Source organism: Aeromonas sp. MdU4 (assembly GCF_041929505.1).
Lineage (GTDB): Bacteria > Pseudomonadota > Gammaproteobacteria > Enterobacterales > Aeromonadaceae > Aeromonas.
In genome coordinates this window covers 70122-87222 of record NZ_JBHFMW010000018.1, presented here as the reverse complement: position 1 = coordinate 87222, position 17101 = coordinate 70122, and the positions used below count along the sequence as shown (strand labels likewise).

Annotated in this window: 15 protein-coding genes; 3 read left to right on the top strand and 12 right to left on the bottom strand. The window is 59.2% G+C overall.

Annotated features, from left to right (window positions below; translation table 11 throughout):
- Positions 1-362: 362 nt before the first annotated feature.
- The 3 genes from ACE1BR_RS09665 to hpt all read right to left on the bottom strand — a co-directional run bounded on the left by ACE1BR_RS09665 (position 363) and on the right by hpt (position 2691).
- Positions 363-1136, bottom strand: coding sequence for an ABC transporter permease (locus tag ACE1BR_RS09665; protein WP_215805696.1), 774 nt, complete (start codon positions 1134-1136; stop codon positions 363-365).
- Complete coding sequence (locus ACE1BR_RS09660; RefSeq protein WP_374869713.1) at positions 1133-2050, bottom strand: ABC transporter ATP-binding protein; 918 nt, start codon at positions 2048-2050, stop codon at positions 1133-1135. The genes ACE1BR_RS09665 and ACE1BR_RS09660 overlap by 4 nt, the downstream gene beginning before the upstream one ends.
- A 110-nt stretch (positions 2051-2160) precedes the next feature.
- On the bottom strand, positions 2161-2691 hold the full coding sequence (hpt, locus tag ACE1BR_RS09655; protein WP_235461428.1) for a hypoxanthine phosphoribosyltransferase: 531 nt from the start codon (positions 2689-2691) through the stop codon (positions 2161-2163).
- A 201-nt stretch (positions 2692-2892) separates the two neighbouring features.
- On the opposite strand from hpt, the gene ACE1BR_RS09650 reads away from it, so the two are divergent.
- A complete protein-coding gene (locus ACE1BR_RS09650) occupies positions 2893-3507 on the top strand; it encodes a TetR/AcrR family transcriptional regulator (RefSeq protein ID WP_374869711.1) in 615 nt (204 codons plus the stop codon).
- Between the two features lie 75 nt (positions 3508-3582).
- Here the strand turns inward: ACE1BR_RS09650 and ACE1BR_RS09645 are convergent, their stop codons facing one another.
- Together ACE1BR_RS09645 and mpl are read right to left on the bottom strand one after the other, a co-directional pair.
- Positions 3583-4194, bottom strand: coding sequence for a flavin prenyltransferase UbiX (locus ACE1BR_RS09645; protein ID WP_374869709.1), 612 nt, complete (start codon positions 4192-4194; stop codon positions 3583-3585).
- Entirely contained in the window at positions 4191-5573 is a 1383-nt protein-coding gene (gene mpl / locus ACE1BR_RS09640; protein WP_374869707.1) for a UDP-N-acetylmuramate:L-alanyl-gamma-D-glutamyl-meso-diaminopimelate ligase, read from the bottom strand. Before mpl ends, ACE1BR_RS09645 begins: the two co-directional genes overlap by 4 nt.
- A 248-nt stretch (positions 5574-5821) precedes the next feature.
- Here mpl and ACE1BR_RS09635 point away from each other — a divergent pair, with 248 nt between their 5' ends.
- The gene (locus ACE1BR_RS09635) at positions 5822-6523 is read left to right on the top strand and encodes a phosphatase PAP2 family protein (RefSeq protein ID WP_374869705.1); all 702 of its coding nucleotides are present in this window, start codon (positions 5822-5824) and stop codon (positions 6521-6523) included.
- Between the two features lie 70 nt (positions 6524-6593).
- On the opposite strand, the gene galE is transcribed toward ACE1BR_RS09635, so the two are convergent.
- From galE to barA, 7 genes are all read right to left on the bottom strand, one after another.
- A complete protein-coding gene (gene galE / locus ACE1BR_RS09630) occupies positions 6594-7607 on the bottom strand; it encodes a UDP-glucose 4-epimerase GalE (protein ID WP_374869703.1) in 1014 nt (337 codons plus the stop codon).
- A 94-nt stretch (positions 7608-7701) separates the two neighbouring features.
- Positions 7702-8691: an FAD-binding oxidoreductase gene (locus tag ACE1BR_RS09625; protein ID WP_374869701.1), complete on the bottom strand. Its 990-nt coding sequence runs from the start codon at positions 8689-8691 to the stop codon at positions 7702-7704.
- 84 nt (positions 8692-8775) lie between these two features.
- On the bottom strand, positions 8776-10425 hold the full coding sequence (gene hcp / locus ACE1BR_RS09620) for a hydroxylamine reductase (protein ID WP_374869699.1): 1650 nt from the start codon (positions 10423-10425) through the stop codon (positions 8776-8778).
- Positions 10426-10713: 288 nt separating this feature from the next.
- Entirely contained in the window at positions 10714-11181 is a 468-nt protein-coding gene (locus tag ACE1BR_RS09615; protein ID WP_374869697.1) for a Dps family protein, read from the bottom strand.
- Between the two features lie 152 nt (positions 11182-11333).
- Complete coding sequence (locus ACE1BR_RS09610) at positions 11334-12209, bottom strand: N-acetylmuramoyl-L-alanine amidase (RefSeq protein ID WP_374869695.1); 876 nt, start codon at positions 12207-12209, stop codon at positions 11334-11336.
- Between the two features lie 34 nt (positions 12210-12243).
- Positions 12244-12723, bottom strand: coding sequence for a DUF1456 family protein (locus ACE1BR_RS09605; RefSeq protein WP_374869693.1), 480 nt, complete (start codon positions 12721-12723; stop codon positions 12244-12246).
- An 89-nt stretch (positions 12724-12812) separates the two neighbouring features.
- A complete protein-coding gene (gene barA / locus ACE1BR_RS09600; protein WP_374869691.1) occupies positions 12813-15530 on the bottom strand; it encodes a two-component sensor histidine kinase BarA in 2718 nt (905 codons plus the stop codon).
- Positions 15531-15683: 153 nt separating this feature from the next.
- Between barA and rlmD the strand changes: the two genes are divergently transcribed.
- Complete coding sequence (gene rlmD, locus ACE1BR_RS09595; RefSeq protein ID WP_374869689.1) at positions 15684-17006, top strand: 23S rRNA (uracil(1939)-C(5))-methyltransferase RlmD; 1323 nt, start codon at positions 15684-15686, stop codon at positions 17004-17006.
- The last annotated feature ends 95 nt before the right edge of the window (positions 17007-17101 follow it).

Sequence of the window (17101 nt, the reverse complement as noted above, 5' to 3'; positions counted from 1 at the left end):
AATGCAAAAATGGATGGCTGTTTTCTACTGGTCACCGAGCTGGTTGCCATCGGCTGCATTGTTTTTCAAACGTTCTGGCAGGGGCGTAACTATTTGCCAAATAGACGGGTCAACATGTGGTGTTGGTCACGGATGGAGGACCAAGCCACTTATTGCCATGCATCGGTGCAACCGGGAACTCGTCATTCCATTGCAGTCACCACGCACGAATAGACAGGGTCTTCTAAAAGGGATGTCAGGTGAGTAGACAGAGGCGTTTGGCGATACTGAACGTGCTGCCTGGGTTGGCAGGCAAAACAGAGGGAGGCGGTATGCCTCCCTCATCTTTTAACGTTTACCCGTGGGGTGTTCGTTGCAGTGGGTTAGTGGCGCAGTCCGGTACCGCGTGAGATAAGCCACCAGGCCAGAGCGTAGAGGGCCACGATAAAGCCGATGATGATGAGGTAGGCGGTGCCAAGCGGCACGTCGGAGATGCCGAGGAAGCCGTAACGGAACGCATTCACCATGTAGATAATCGGGTTAACCTGGGAGACGCCTTGCCAGAAAGGGGGCAGCAAGGTGATGGAGTAGAACACTCCGCCCAGATAGGTGAGCGGCGTCAGCACGAAGGTAGGAATGATGCTGATGTCGTCGAAGGTCTTGGCAAACACCGCGTTGATGAGGCCACCCAGCGAGAAGAGGATGGCGGTCAGCAGCACGGTCACGCAGACGCTGAACAGATGGTGGATCTGCAGCGGCACGAAGAACAGCGACACCAGGGTGACGATAAGACCGACGCAGAGGCCGCGTGCCACGCCACCGCCCACGTAACCGGCGATAATGACGTAGTTGGGCACCGGCGCCACCAGCAGCTCCTCCACGTTGCGCTGGAACTTGGCGCTGAAGAAGGAGGAGGCGACGTTGGAGTAGGAGTTGGTGATGACCGACATCATGATGAGGCCGGGCACGATGAACTCCATGTAGGTGAAACCACCCATGTCACCGATGCGCGAACCAATCAGGTTGCCGAAGATGACGAAGTAGAGGCTCATGGTGATGGCGGGCGGCACCAGAGTCTGGATCCAGATCCGGGTAAAGCGGCTCACCTCTTTAGCCAGAATGCTCTTGAAGGCGATGTAGTAAGTGGTCAGGTTCATGCTTTTCTCCCCTCTTCGACCAGGGTGACAAACAGCTCTTCCAGCCGGTTGGCCTTGTTGCGCATGCTCAGCACCTGCACCTGCTGGCTCGACAGCTGCTCGAACAGGCTGTTGAGGGACTGACTCTTCTCCAGCTCCACTTCCAGAGTACGTTCATCCTGCATCCGGCCGTTGAATTCGGGCAGGTGCGGTACGGCAGAATCCGGCGCCAGATCGAGCAGGAAGGTCTCGCGACCCAGCTTGCCCAGCAGATTCTTCATGCTGGTGTTTTCAATCAGGCGGCCCTTGTCGATGATGCCGATATTGCGGCAGAGCATCTCCGCTTCTTCCAGATAGTGGGTGGTGAGGATGATGGTGACCCCCTGTTGGTTGAGATCCTTGAGGAAACTCCACATGGAGCGGCGGATCTCGATATCGACCCCGGCGGTCGGCTCATCGAGGATCAGCAGCTTGGGTTCATGCATCAGGGCACGGGCAATCATCAATCGGCGCTTCATGCCGCCGGAGAGGGTGCGGGCCGGCATGTCGCGCTTCTCCCACAAATCGAGCTGGCGCAGGTACTTCTCGGCGCGAATTTTCGCTTCCGCTTTGGGCACGCCGTAGAAGCCAGCTTGATGGGTGACAATCTGGATCACCTTCTCGAACTGGCTGAAGTTGAACTCCTGTGGTACCAGACCGAGTTGGGCCTTGGCCTGTTCCAGATGGGTGTCAATGTCGTAGCCAAACACCTTCACCTTGCCGCCACTCTTGTTCACCAGCGAGCTGATGACGCCGATAGTGGTGGACTTGCCCGCTCCGTTGGGGCCGAGCAGGGCGAAGAAATCTCCCTGCTTGACGGTGAGATCGATGCCTTTCAGGGCTTCGACGCCCCCCTGATAGGTCTTTTTCAGGCCGCTGATTTCCAGTGCGTTCATTGCAACCTCTAACTGGCTGAACCCGTCTTGATACAGAAAAGGCGGCCAAGGCCGCCTGCAAACAGAAAATGGCCGACAGCCATCCCGTTCTGGATGTTTTCCAACCTTGCTTACTCTTGTGGTACCACTTTGCCGATAAAGGGCAGGTTGCGGTACTTCTGGGCATAGTCGATGCCACAGCCAACCACGAATTCGTCCGGAATGGCAAAGCCGATCCAGTCAACCGGCACCTGCACTTCGCGGCGGGAGGGTTTGTCCAGCAGGGTGCAGATGGCGAGGGATTTCGGCTCGCGCAGGGAGAGGATCTCGCGCACCTTGTTGAGGGTGTAGCCGGTGTCGATGATGTCTTCGACGATCACCACATCCTTGCCCTTGATGTCGTCATCCAGATCTTTAAGGATGCGCACGTCACGGGTGCTGTGCATACCGGAGCCATAGCTGGAGGCGGTCATGAAGTCCAGGGTGATGGGCAACTGGCACTGGCGGCAGAGATCGGCCAGAAAGATGCAGGAGCCGCGTAGCAGTGCAATCATCACGACTTCGTCAGAGTCCTGATAGCGGGCGGTGATCTCTTCACCCAATTTGGCGATCCGGGCGGCGACTTCGGCCTCGGAAATCATCACCTCGACAGTGTGTTTCATCACTTACTCCCATAGGGCCAAAGGGAATTTGGCCGTTCATGAATATCAAAACCGATGATTCTACCACTCGTGTCGAAGTGCGCTATAGATACATGGTGCTTTTATCAGCTTATTTTAATTGATAGAGTTAGCAGGCACTCAGGCATGATTAGTTAAAATACTATAAACACCATAACCAATAACTATTAGATGATAAAAACTATGGAACCACGCGCAGAAATAAGACGTCGTACCCGGCTGTCGCCGGAAGCTCGTCGCAATCAACTGATGGAATGTGCCATCGAAGTGTTCTCCCGTCGCGGTATCGGTCGTGCAGGTCACGCCGAAATTGCCGAGCAGGCCAAGGTCTCTGTTGCCACCGTCTTCAACTATTTCAACACCCGCGAGGAGTTGGTGGATGAGGTGTTGGCCGAGATTGAACGCTTTGTGAATCAAATGCTTTCGCAGGCATATGGCGGTCAGGGCCCTATCTTCGACAAGATCCTGCGTCATGTACGCCTCTCTGTCGATGTAGCCTACGACCAGCCTGACTACGCCAGCATCTGGCTGGAGTGGAGTTCATCAGTCCGGGAAGAGGTATGGCCCCGCTATACACGGCTGCTCGATCAGAGTCTTGAACTGATCGCCAGCGAGCTGCAAACTGCCATGGATGCAGGGGAGATGACCAGCGTGCTGTCAGCACAGGATCTGGCCCGCTCTCTGACCGGTTTTGGCTATGTGATGATGCAGATGATCAATCAACCCCAGCGCCCGGCGCGCGAAGAGGTGACTGATTTCCTGTTCAAGTACGTAACGGCACCTATTCAGGCTGGCTGATACGACTTAACGAAAAAACGGCGCCACTCTTTTTGAGTGGCGCCGTTTTTTTGTGGCCGGATGTGGCGGGTCGCCTCAGTGGTGGCCATAGCCCCAGCGGCGGGTCAGCTCATGCTCGACGCCAAGATGATCCAGGATCCGGGCGACCATAAAGTCCACCAGATCCGCAATGCTTTTCGGCTCATGGTAGAAACCGGGGGCGGCGGGCATGATGGTCACCCCGAGCCGCGCCAGTTTCAGCATGTTCTCTAAGTGGATCGCCGAGAAGGGGCTCTCGCGGGGCACCAGGATCAGCTGGCCGCGCTCTTTGATCACCACATCCGCCGCCCGTTCCAGCAGGTTGTCTGAGGTGCCATTGGCAATGGCCGAGACGGTCCCCATGGAGCAGGGGCATACCACCATCTGTTTGGGAGCCGCCGAGCCGGAGGCCACCGGCGAGAACCACTCCTCCTTGCCGCAGGCAACTATCTGGCCATCGATGGCGCCATATTGGCGACAGAGGTAAGCCGATAGCTCTTTGGGTGAACCCGGCCAATCCTGCTGCTGCTCGGTCTTGAGCACCACTCTGGCCGCCGATGAGGCGAGCAGGTAGACCCGATAGTCCGCCTGCACCAGGCACTCCAGTAGACGCAGGGCATAGGGGGCGCCGGAGGCACCGGTCAGCGCCAGAGTGATCGCTTTGTTCATAGTTCGCCGTGATAATCTTTGAGGCGGGCGATCAGCTTGTCATGAATGCCGCCGAAGCCGCCGTTGCTCATGATCAGAATATGGTCGCCATCGCGGCTCTCGGCCACCAGCCGGTTGATCAGGGTTTCCAGATCGTTGAACACCTTGGCCGGTCGGGTCATGTGGGCGGTCACCTCACCGAGATCCCAGCCGATGTGGGGCGGCTGGAAGAAGAACACCTCGTCGGCGCCGTCGAAGCAGCCCGCCAGCTCTTCTTTGTGCACTCCCAGCTTCATGGTGTTGGAGCGGGGCTCCAGCACCGCCAGGATGCGGGCTTTGCCTCCCGCGTGATCAACCTTGGCGCGCAGGCCGCCGAGGGTGGTCTCGATGGCGGTGGGGTGGTGGGCAAAGTCGTCATAGACGCTAATGCCAGCCACTTCGCCCTTGAGCTCCATCCGTCGCTTGGGGGACTTGAACTGGCAGAGCGCCGCAATACCGTGCTCCACCATGACTCCGGCATGACGTGCGGCAGCGATGGCCATCAGGCCGTTGTTGACGTTGTGCTCGCCGATGCACTCCCAGTGCACCTCACCCTGTTTTGCGCCATCCAGCCACACCTCGAAGGCGGAGCCGTCATCGGCCAGCTTGACCGCCTTCCACTTGGCGTTGTCCTGACCTACCAGCTCCACTTCGCTCCAGCAGCCCATCTTGCGCACGGCAGTGAGGTTGTCATCGGCTTGCGGGAACAGCACTCGGCCGTTGCTCGGCACGGTACGCATCAGGTGGTGGAACTGACGCTGGATGGCGGCGAGATCCGGGAAGATATCCGCGTGGTCGAACTCCAGGTTGTTCATTACCAGGGTACGCGGGTGGTAGTGAACGAACTTGGAGCGCTTGTCGAAGAAGGCGCAGTCATACTCGTCTGCTTCGATGACGAAGAAGGGGGCGGAGCCGAGACGGGCAGAGACCGGGAAGTTGCCCGGCACGCCACCGATGAGGAAACCCGGCTCCAGCTTGGCGTACTCCAGCACCCAGGCCAGCATGCTGGCGGTGGTGGTCTTGCCGTGGGTTCCGGCAACGGCCAGTACCCAGCGATCCTGCAGCACGTGCTCCAGCAGCCACTGGGGGCCGGAGATATAGGGCAGATTGCGGTCCAGCACATACTCCACGCAGGGGTTGCCACGGCTCATGGCGTTGCCGACCACCACCAGATCCGGTGCCGGATCGAGCTGGGAGGGGTCATAGCCCTCGGTCAGTTCGATACCCTGTTGCTCGAGTTGGGTACTCATGGGGGGATAGACGTTGGCATCGGAGCCAGTGACGTGATAGCCAAGCTGTTTTGCCAACACCGCCAGACCACCCATAAAGGTGCCGCAGATCCCGAGAATGTGAATATGCATACCGCTTCCTTTCGCAGTAAAGGGAAGTGCGCATTCTAGGGGGTGTTGAGGCTGCGGCACAAGTCGCGGCCATGGTGAGAGGCCAACAGAGTTGGCTCGAGAAGCGGAAAACCGGACCATGCCAGTGTGGGGGATAAAAAAGGAGTGCAATTGAGGCGTTATCTTGTGTCGCACTTTTTTACAATTATCTGGTTTTGTGATGCACGTAACAGTTTTACGATACGCCCCTTTTTTGAAGGAGAGTGCTGATGGGCAAGTTCCTGCTTTGCTATCTGGTTGGTGGTCTGGTGGCCATTAGTTGGGCTGCGTTGCCAGCTCATGGCCCTTGGGATCAATGGGATCTCGCAATTTTTCACATCGTTAATGGCTGGCTTGGTGATTCTGCCCGCTGGGCGGATCTGGTCGCCATTACCAATAACCGGTTGTTCGATCTGGTGGTGCTGGGGTGTATGGGGCTGATCCTAGCCCGCACCTTCTGTGCCCGTGATATGGCTGGTCGCCGTCAGCTGGTGGCGATGGGCATAGTGATGTTGCTGAGTGCAGTGGTGATCAACCAGCTTGGCCACCAGTTGCCGGTGGAGCGGCCCAGCCCGACCCTGATGGTGAGCGATGCGCTGCGAGTCACCCATCTCAGTGCGATCCCGACCAAGGACTCTTCTGGTGACAGTTTCCCCGGGGATCACGCGCTGTTCCTGATGATCTTTGCCGGCTTTGCCTTGCGTTATCTGCCGCGTAGTACCGGGATCTGCGCTCTGCTGATGGTGCCGCTCTTCTCTGCGCCACGGATTTTCTCAGGTGCCCACTGGTTTACCGATGTTTATGTCGGTGCGCTGGGGCTGGCGACCCTCTGCCTGCCATGGGTGCTGCTGACCCCGCTGTCAGATCGCCTGATCGCGCGAATCGTTCCCTATCTTGCGCCATTGCCACTGCTGCGCAGTCAGACCCACTGATTGAGCGTTACAAAATAAAACGCCCCGACATGAAAATGCCGGGGCGTTTTGTTATCAACCCGCTAGATCATCAGCCTTGATAGCCGTTCGGGTTGTTGCTTTGCCAGCGCCAGGTATCGACCATCATCTGCTCCAGACCGCGCTCTGCCTGCCAGCCCAGCTCGGCACGGGCCAGCGTCGGCTCGGCCCAGCACTCGGCGATGTCACCGGGGCGACGGGGTTTGATCTCGTAGGGGATGGGACGGCCGCTGGCCGCCTCGAAGGCCTTGACCATCTCAAGTACCGAGTAGCCCTGACCGGTGCCCAGGTTGTAGGTGAAGACGCCGGTATCGCTCTGGATGCGCGCCAGTGCTTTCAGGTGGCCGATGGCCAGATCGACTACGTGGATGTAGTCGCGCACGCCGGTGCCGTCGGGCGTCGGGTAGTCATTGCCAAATACGCCCAGCTCCTTGAGCTTGCCGACACCGACCTGACTGATATAGGGCAGCAGGTTGTTGGGGATGCCGTTGGGATCTTCCCCGATCAAACCGCTCTCGTGGGCGCCGACCGGGTTGAAGTAGCGCAGCAGCACGATGGCCCAGCGGGGGTCGGATTTGGCGAGATCGCGCAGGATCTCTTCGACCATCAGCTTGGAGCGGCCATAGGGGTTGGTGGCGCTGGTAGGGAAATCTTCTCGCAGTGGTACCGAGGCCGGATCGCCATAGACAGTGGCCGAGGAGCTGAACACCAGCCGGAATACGCCTGCCTTGGCCATCTCTTCGCACAGCACCAGAGTACCGGTAATGTTGTTCTGGTAGTAGGTGAGCGGGATCTGGCTTGACTCGCCGACCGCCTTGAGCCCGGCGAAATGGATCACCGATTCGATCTGGTAGGCGGCAAACAGCTGCTGCAGGCAGGCCCGGTCCAGCACATCCCCTTCGACGAAGATGACCGGCTTGCCGGTGATCCGCTCAACCCGCTTGAGGGACTCGGGAGAGGAGTTGGAGAGGTTGTCGAGTACCACTACCTGTTGTCCAACGTTCAAGAGCTCAACCAGGGTATGGGAGCCGATATAGCCAGCGCCCCCTGTAACCAGAATTGTCATTTTTTATCCCGTGTTCTAGTGAAACTGGGGCAGAGTCTACCTGCCCAGCCTGTTCGGGAAAAGCTTGAGATGCTAATGAAGCCTTCTGCACACCTCAATAGTCGAGACAGATATCCCCCTGCGCTGTGCAGGAGCAGGCCAGGGCTACACCACTCTCCAGATCCTGTGCACTCAACGTCATCACACTCTGGCGCTCGATATTGCCTGCGGTAGTGCAACGACAGGCCCCGCACACCCCGGCGCGGCAGGCCGCCATCATGGTTTCACCCGCAGCTTCCAGTGCTGCCAGCAGGGTCTGGCCCGGCAGGATCTTTACTTTTTTGCCGCTCTTTTTCAGAGTCAGCCAGAAGTGGTCGCTGGTGGCTGCAGCGGGCTCTGCGGGAGGAAGACCAAAGGACTCCTGATGTAGCTGCTCTGGCGACAATCCCAGCTCCGCCAGCATAGTGCTTGCTGCGGTCATATAGGGTGCCGGGCCACAGAGATAGACATGGCGCTCGTGCAGGTCAGGGGCCAGCTCGGCCAGCATGGTGGGGGTGAGTCGGCCAATCCAGGGATGGTCAGCCGGGGCTTGCTCCAGCACTAACGCACAGCGCAAGCCGGAATGAACCTTGGCCAAGTGTGTCAGCTCGTCTGCGAATATCACGTCTGCTGGCGAGCGGGCGCTGTGAATGAAGCGAATGTCGGCGTTCGGCCGCTTGGCGAGTTCGTCCCGCAGCATGGCCCACATGGGGGTGATACCGGAGCCGGCACTGAGCAGCAGCGGCCGCTCGCAGGGCAATGCAGTCAGGTTGAACTCACCAAAGGGGCCGTCTGCCCGGATGTGATCACCCACTTGCAAGGTCTGGTGCAGATGGTGGGAGACCAGCCCGACATCCTTGATGGTGACCTGCCAGCAGCTATCCTGCGGGCTGGAGGAGAGGGTATAGGCGCGACAGTGGGGCTTGCCGTCGATCTCGGTATGCAAGGTGACGCACTGGCCAGCCAGCACGGGAGGCAAGGTTTCTGCAAGCGGGGCAAATTGCCAGCTGGCCACGTCGTGGGTATCTGCCCGACGGCTAATGCAACGCAGGGTGAGAGAGGTCATCGCAAGGCTCCTCTTGTGGAAAGAATGGCTTCAAAAAAAGGCGAGCCGGACGGCTCGCCAAATGCTTACAGCATGATGAGATAATCAGGCAGCAAGGATCTCGGCCAGATCCGCTTCGGCTGTGGTGGTCCCTTTCAGGCCAAACTGCTCCTCCAGTACCTTGAGCAGGGCCGGGGTGAGGAAGGCGGGGGCGGTTGGGCCGGTACGAATGTCTTTCACCCCGAGGGAGAGCAGGGTGAGCAGAATGACGATGGCTTTTTGCTCGAACCAGGAGAGCACCAGCGTCAGCGGCAGATCGTTGACCCCGCACTCGAACGCTTCGGAGAGCGCCAGCGCCAGCTGGATGGCGGAGTAGGCATCGTTGCATTGACCCACATCCAGCAGACGCGGAATGCCGCCGATGTCGCCAAAGTCGAGCTTGTTGAACTTGTACTTGCCGCAGCCCAGCGTGAGCAGCAGGCTGTCGCGCGGCGCCGCCTTGGCAAACTCGGTGAAGTAGGCGCGCTCGGCCTTGTCGCCGTCACAGCCTCCCACCAGAAAGAAGTGGCTGATCTCCCCGGCCTTGACTTTCTCAATCACAGCCGGTGCGGCCTGCATCAGGGCGTTGCGGGCAAAGCCGATGGTGATGAAGTGCTCCAGCTCGGTGTGCTTGAAGCCTTCCAGCGCTTGTGCCTTGGCAATCACGGCGGAGAAATCATCTCCCTCCAGATGAGTGACGCCCGGCCAGCCGACGATGGAGCGGGTGAAGATGCGATCAGAGTAGTTGCCCACGTTCGGGTCGATGATGCAGTTGGAGGTCATTACCACGGCGCCCGGGAAGTTGGCAAACTCCTTCTGCTGGTTCTGCCAGGCGGAGCCGTAGTTGCCCACCAGATGGGGGTACTGTTTGAAGAAGGGGTAGGCCAGTGCGGGCAGCATCTCGCCGTGGGTGTAGACGTTGATACCAGTCCCCTTGGTCTGCTCCAGAATGAGCTTGAGATCCATCATGTCGTGGCCGGAGACCAGAATGCATTTGCCGGGGATTGGCGTGACCCTGACCTGGGTCGGTTCCGGGTGGCCAAATGCGCTGGTTTCACCCAGATCCAGCATCTCCATGATTTTGAAGTTGAGCTGACCGATCTCCATGGCGCAGTTGAACAGGCGACCCATTTCGCTCGGGTCTGTGCTGAGCCAGCTCATGATGCGGTGGAATTCGGCGGCCACCTCGTCACTCTGCTGATCCAGCACCCGGGCGTGCTCCATGTAGGCGGCGGCGCCCTTGAGGCCGTAGAGGCAGAGCAGGCGCAGCCCCATGATGTCCTCATTCACCTCGCTCTTGCCCCGATTGGGGGCGGCTGGTGCGGCATGGGCAAGTTGCTCCAGCAGCTCAGCGCCGGGCTCGAAGTGGGCGGATGACGGCAAGTCACTTACCTGCACCGCCATGGCTGTCAGACGATCGGCCAGCTGCTGGCGATAAGCGAGGGCCTGATTGACATAGGCCACGATGCGATTCGAGTCGAAGTTGACGTTGGTGAGGGTAGCGAAGAAGGCCTTGGGCACGAAGGCGTCGATTTCGCGGTCGATGATGCCCTGCTCGCGGGCGGCCAGCGCCCAGGCGCTGAGCCCCTGCAGGGTATAGATCAGCACATCTTGCAGATCCGAGGTTTCCGCCGTCTTGCCGCACATACCTTGTGCGTAGGCACAGCCGTTGCCAGCCGGGGTACGAATTGTCTGTTCACATTGCACACAAAACATCATGCCTCTCCTAATTGGACATTTCAGTTGTCTGTTTTGTGGCGATTCTATTCCCCTCGCGAAAAACTTAATAGACATTCAATTTGCCAATTAAGATTCCCTTGATGCAGATCAAAAATAAAAAAGCCGCCCAAACAGGGCGGCAAGCGGGTGGATAAAAGGAGAGACAACTCAGGTTTGCAACAGAACATAACAATCAAGCGGGCTGGGCCGGGCTCTGATCAGGTGCTCCCGGCCCGGTACTTCCTCAAGCCTGCATACGTGCGCTATAGCTGGCTTGGTTCACTATCAAGCCAGGTAGGCGCGTAACATCCAGACCAGTTTTTCCTGCTGCTGCACATAGTCGGAGAGGATGGAGGCAGTGCCCTCATCACCGGCTTCGGCGGCCTGGTTCAAAATGCGGCGCTGGGCGACCAGCAGTTCGCGGAAGCTCTCCAGCAGGGATTCAACACAGGCGCGGCCATCGTGCAGCCCTTTTTGCTCTGGGATGGCAGAGACTTTCAGGTAGTCGCTGAAGCTGTGCATAGGCACCCCATCCAGGGTCAGGATCCTCTCGGCCAGCGCATCGACTTTCAGCAGCAGGTCGTTGTAAATCTCTTCAAATTTCAGGTGCAGTTCGAAGAACTGGTTGCCACGGATATTCCAGTGGAAGCCGCGCACGTTCATGTAGAGGATCTGGTAGCTGGCCAGCAATTTGTTCAACTCGGCTGCCAGGGCTTGTGATTGAGCAGTATCAAGACCAATCGGGCTTTTCATCATTCACCTCCAGATAAGGACATCGGGTTTGACAATCTGTTTTGGAACGAACTCAGATTAACCCCTTGTTATTTGAAGGGATAATCGCTCGTGCCTAACGGTTTGATAGCGAGTGGCTATCAAAGTGGGGAGGGAAATGGTGAAAGGGCGGGTTAGCTTGGGAACTTCTCGAGCAGCGCCATCAGGATGGCCTGACACTCGCGGTCCGCTTCGCTATCGACCTTGCTGGCGCGAAAGTGGAGCTGAAAGGCGCGCATGACGGCGCGGCTCTGCTCATCCCACTGGCCGGTTTGGGGCAGGCCGTAGCCGTAGCGAGCCAGCTGTTGCTGCCACATGGTGGCACTCCATTCGGGCAGGGGGCTGGTCAGGAGCGCAGCTACCCGATCTTCATCGGGCCAGGCGCCGACCCCGTACTCAAGGTAGAGCTGACGCCAGGGGAAGTGGGGGCCGGGATCCTGCTTGCGTTCGGGGGCGACATCGCTGTGGCCCAGCACCTGAGTCGGCGGAATGCGGTAGCGGGCGACCAGCTCCCGACTGAGGGCGCCGACGGCAGCTATCTGCTGCGGGGTATAGGGTTGCCAGCGGCGGGCATCGGGGGCCAGCAGCTCATCTTCCGGCGGATAGCCGAGGTTGACGATCTCGATGCCAAGGGAGCTGGCATTGAGCCCGGCATATTGGTGCCAGCGGCTGCGTCCCGCATGCCAGGCGCGCGCGCTGTCCGGCACCAGCTGATAGACCGGTAGCGGGGTCTCGTGGCTGTCGCGGGGGATCAGGTAGTGGGCGCTCACCTTGTGCTCCGGCTCGGTCAGCAGGCGCAGGGAGTTGGCATCATCCTCGTCGGTGTAGTGGAGGATCAGAAAGGCGATTCGCTCGTTCTGGTTGGCGCTCTGATAGCGGGTAGAGAGCTGATACTCGGCCGGGGTGCAGCCACCTAGTAGCAGAAAGAAGAGGGGAAGCAGAAAGCGCCAGCGCCATCTCCCTGCCGCAGCCAGTCTGCTGTGTGGGGGAAGAGTGAGTCGCTGGCACATGTCGGTGGCCTTGCCTGGTCAGCCGCGCTGTTGGTTAGCTGCGGTACTTGGCAGTGAGGCCGATCAGGAAGTTGCGCAGGATCTGATCCCCGCAATCCTGATAGTGCTTGTGATCCTTGGAGCGGAACAGGGCACTGAGCTCGGACTTGGAGAGGTTGAAGTCGGCGAGCTTGAGCGTGCCGAGCATGTCCTCTTCCTTGTAGTTGAGACCGATGCGCAGCTTGCGCAGGATCATGTTGTTGTTGATCCGGTTCGGGATCACCTGGGCCGGTGCATCTTCCCGCACGCCACGGCGCGCGATAATGAAGCCGTCAAGGAACTGGCTCAGGGCCGAGTCGGGACAGGCGACATAGCCTGCCTCTTGCTCTTCACCCTCTTCCGCCTCTTTCATCAGCCAGCTGTGCAGCTGGGCGTGAGTGACCGTCAGGTTGCCCTTGGCAAACATCTCGACCATCTGGTCGTTGCTGATGGTGAGGGCGTAGCGCAGACGGCGCAGAATATCGTTGTTGGTCATGCTGACTCCTGTGTAAACGGCGCAACTTTACCATCTGGCGGCCTCCGCGTCAGAAAAAGCGGGTGCCGATACAGTTCAGGGCAAACCCGTCAGGTCTGGTCTAGATAGCGGGGGGCCTCCTGGCGCACCAGTTCCAGCGCATCCAGCAGCTCCAGCAGCTCGGGCTCCAGCTCGCTGACTGGCACGCCGTCGCGCAGCTGTTGCTCCAGCTGGGAGAGCAGCCGTTGCAGCCCCGGTACGCCGGAGTAGGCGCAGCCGCCGTTGAGACGATGGATATGGATCAACACCTCGCTATCTTCAATTTCGCTTGCCAGCGCGGCATCCAGCACCGGCTCGACCTCATCGAAACTGGCCAGCAGCATGGTCAGCATCTCTTTGGCGAGATCCTCTTTCCCCGCCGCCTGACGCACTGCCAGCTCCCAGTCGATCTGCTGGGCGCCGGTATTCTGGTGGCGGCGATGGGCAAAGTCGGTGATCAGCTGAGCCAGCATGCTCTCGTCGATGGGCTTGGCCAGATAGTCATCCATCCCCTGCCGGATCAGTCGCTCACGCTCGCCGGGGATGGCGTGGGCAGTGACCGCCACGATCGGCGTGGTGGTGTTGAGGGACTGGTTGCGGATCGCTTGGGTGGCACTGATGCCATCCATGATCGGCATCTGGATATCCATGAAGATGATGTCGAACGGCTGGCTCTGGGCCTGTTTGACCGCCTCCTTGCCGTTCTTGCACACCACCACCTGACTCACCATCTCTTTGAGCATGGCGGCGATCAGCTTGAGGTTGGCGGCATTGTCATCCACTGCCAGCACCTTGATCGGCTGCAACTGGCGTGGCGCGGGCTGGGCGGGCAGCTTCTGGCGGCTTGCCTCTGGCGAGAGCAGGGCGTGCAGCAGTTTGCGATGGTTGACCGGTTTGGAGAGGCAGTGCTGGGCTCCGTGGGTCAGCATTGCCTCGTAGAGCGTGGGCTCGTGGCTGCTGAGCAGCACGATAGTGTTCTGCTGCTGGCCGCTCAGACTGTCGAGTTGGTTGAGCACCTGCTGCGGTGTATGCAGGGTACTGCTGCCGATGAGCACTATGTCCTGTTCGCTCATCTCCGGCCAGGGGGCGTCGCTTGCCTGCAGTTGCACATCGAGTTGCCACTCTGTCAGCAGGGCGTGCAGCGAGGTCTGGGCGAAGGGATCCGGCTCCAGCAGCCAGAGTCGCTTGCCACGGATCCGATCCAGTGGCAGCTGATCGCTCTGGGGCAGAGGGGAAACTTCTACATCCAGACTGAACGAGAAGGTTGAACCCTGGTCCAGCTCCGATTCGAAGCGGATCTGACCGCCCATCTGCTGCACCAGCTTCTGGGTGATAACCAGCCCGAGGCCGGTGCCGCCATAACGGCGGGAGATGGAGGAGTCGGCCTGGTTGAAGGCCTGGAACAGCTGATGTTGCTGCTCTTCCGAGATGCCGATGCCGGTATCACGGATCTGGACGTTGAGCCTCACCTTGTGATTGCTGCTGCCTATCTGTTCGATATGTACATCCACGTTACCCTGCTCGGTGAACTTGATGGCGTTGCCGGTCAGGTTGGTCAACACCTGCTGCAGGCGCATGGGGTCACCGGTGAGAGAGTCCGGCACGTCGGCATCCACCCGCAGGGAGAGCTCCAGCTGCTTGTCGTGGGCACTGGGGCCGAGCAGGTGCATGGTCTCGTTGAGCGTATCGCGCAGGCTGAACGGGATATGCTCCAGCTGCAACTTGCCAGCCTCAAGCTTCGAGAAGTCGAGGATGTCGTTGATGATGCCCAGCAGGTTGCGCGCCGACTTTTCGATGGTCTGCATGTAGTCGGTCTGGCTCGGGGTCAGGCTGGTTTTCAGCAACTGGCGGGTAAAGCCGATGACGCCGTTGAGCGGGGTGCGCAGCTCGTGGGACATGTTGGCCAGAAACTCTGATTTGACCCTTGCCGCCTCTTGCGCCCGTTTTTTGGCCATGTCGAGCTCGACGTTCTGGATCTCGATCTGCTCCAGCGTTTCGCGCAAGTCAGAGGTCGCCTGATCGATATTCTGCTGCATCTCCTCGTGGTATTCCGAAAGCGCCTTGGCCATGGCATTGATGCCGTTTTTCAGCATATCCAGCTCGCCGGTGAGCTCGCCGCTGACCCGGGTATCGAGGCGACCCTCCCTGATCTTGTGCACCGCCTGCACCATGTTGGTGATGGGCTGGGTCACGCTCTTGACCAGTCTGAAGCCAAACAGGGTACTGAAGGCGACGCCGACGATCACCATGATGATGGCAAAGAAGGTGTCGCGATAATGCAGCAGCATGGCGCGGTCTGTGGTTATCTGCATCGAGATGTAGCCGATCATCGGTGGCTCTACATCGCTGGGCAGCGGGAAGCCGTCCATGGTGGTTTCGGCCTGGATCGGGGTGCGCAAGATAATATCGTCACCATAGAGGGTGATGCTGGTCAGCTCGGGAATGGGGTCGCCATCGGGCAGCCGTAGCCGGGTGAAGTCCCGGTGGTAGTTAGAGGTGACAAACAGCTGGTTGTCCTGGGTAAAGACCGCAATGGATTTGATGAGCGGCGAATTCTTGCGATGGGTCAGGCCAATCAGCCGTTTGAGGGATTCGCGGCTGTGCTGGGTCATGCCATATTCACTGGCGATGGCCAGCGGTTCGATGATGTTGATCCCCTGATCAATGAGGTTGTTTTCCAGCTGCTGGTAGCGGTGGAAGGTAAAGTAAGCGGCCATCAGGCCACCGATGATCAGGGTGGGCAGAATGGTGAAGGCGAGAACGCGTGCTCTCAGGCCATATTTGGTCATACGAACAGGCCACCAGTGATCAGGGTTGGCGATAGGGTTGATGGCAATGCACTGGCTCTCAGGCCGTATTTGGTCATACTATTATTCTTGTGGGACAATACCCGGCAGCAGATTCCACAATCATGACATAGCCACCTATAGGCACCAAGTTTTATGGCCCAGTTTTTCAAGCCCCAAAAGAAGTCCACTCAGCTCCAACGCATTGAATTTACGATAGACACTCTCGATCACCACTGCGTCGGTATCGGTCGCCATCAGGGCAAGGCGATCTTCGTCGAAGGGGCGCTGCCCGGCGAGACCGTCAAGGCGCGCATTACCGAAGAGAAAAAACAGTATGGCCATGCCGCTTTGCAACAGGTGGTGACCCCGGCGGCCAACCGCATCGCCCCCTTCTGCAGCCACTATCGCGAGTGCGGTGGTTGCAGTGCCCAGCACATGTCGGTTGCGGATCAGCAAGCCGCCAAAGCGGCCGGACTGGTCAGCTTGTTCGAGCGCCTCGGCAACATTAAGGCTCCGCTGCTGGAGCCGGTGTTGACCGGCGAAGATCGTGCCTACCGTCGGGTTTGTCGTCTGGCCATCAAATTCGACAAAAACGGCCGCTGCACCCGGGTCGGTTTTCGCCGCCGCAATAGCAATGATCTGGTGGAGATCGACGGCTGCCCGGTGCTGGCCGAACCGGTCTCGGCGTTGATCCCGGCGCTGCGTGAGTGCCTCAATCGCCTCAAGAGCCAGCGCGAGCTGGGCCATGCCGAGCTTATTCAGGCCGAGCAGGGGATCATGATGCTGCTGCGCCACACCGGTCGCCCCAATGAGGCGGATCGCGCCCTGCTGGTGGAGTTTGCAAAGGCGCAGGGGATCGACCTCTATCTGCAGGCTGCTGATGAGCGCATCGAAGCGCTGCAGCAACATTTTTCCCCATCCTACTCACTGGATGGTCTGTCTCTTGCATTTGCTCCCGGTGACTTCATTCAGGTCAACGGCCCCATCAACCAGAGCATGGTTGAGCAGGCGCTGATATGGCTCGGGGCGAGCAAAGATGACAAGGTGCTCGATCTCTTCTGCGGCATCGGCAACTTCACCCTGCCGCTGGCTCGTCAGGCTCGCGAAGTGGTCGGTGTCGAAGGTGAACTGGCGATGGTGCAGCGGGCCGAAGAGAACGCCCGTCGCAACGGCATCACCAATGCCCGTTTCTACAAGGCCGACCTGAGCGATGACATTGTCGGCATGTCTTGGGCGCGGGAAGGGTTTGATCTGGTGCTACTGGATCCGGCTCGCCCCGGTGCTCTGGAGGTAATGGGACACGTCGTGAAACTTTCCCCCAAGCGGGTGGTCTACGTCTCCTGTAACCCGGTCACCCTGGCCCGGGACAGTCAGGTGCTGGTGAAAGGGGGTTATCGTCTGGTGCGCCTCGGCATGCTCGATATGTTCCCTCATACCGGCCATCTGGAGTCCATGGCGCTGTTTGAGCGGGAGTAGCAGTAATCCCGCTCATTAGGACGGCGATGCCGGATATTGCATCCGGCATCGCCGCGACTGTTTGAGCAGACGTGATTGGGGTAATCTAGACCCTC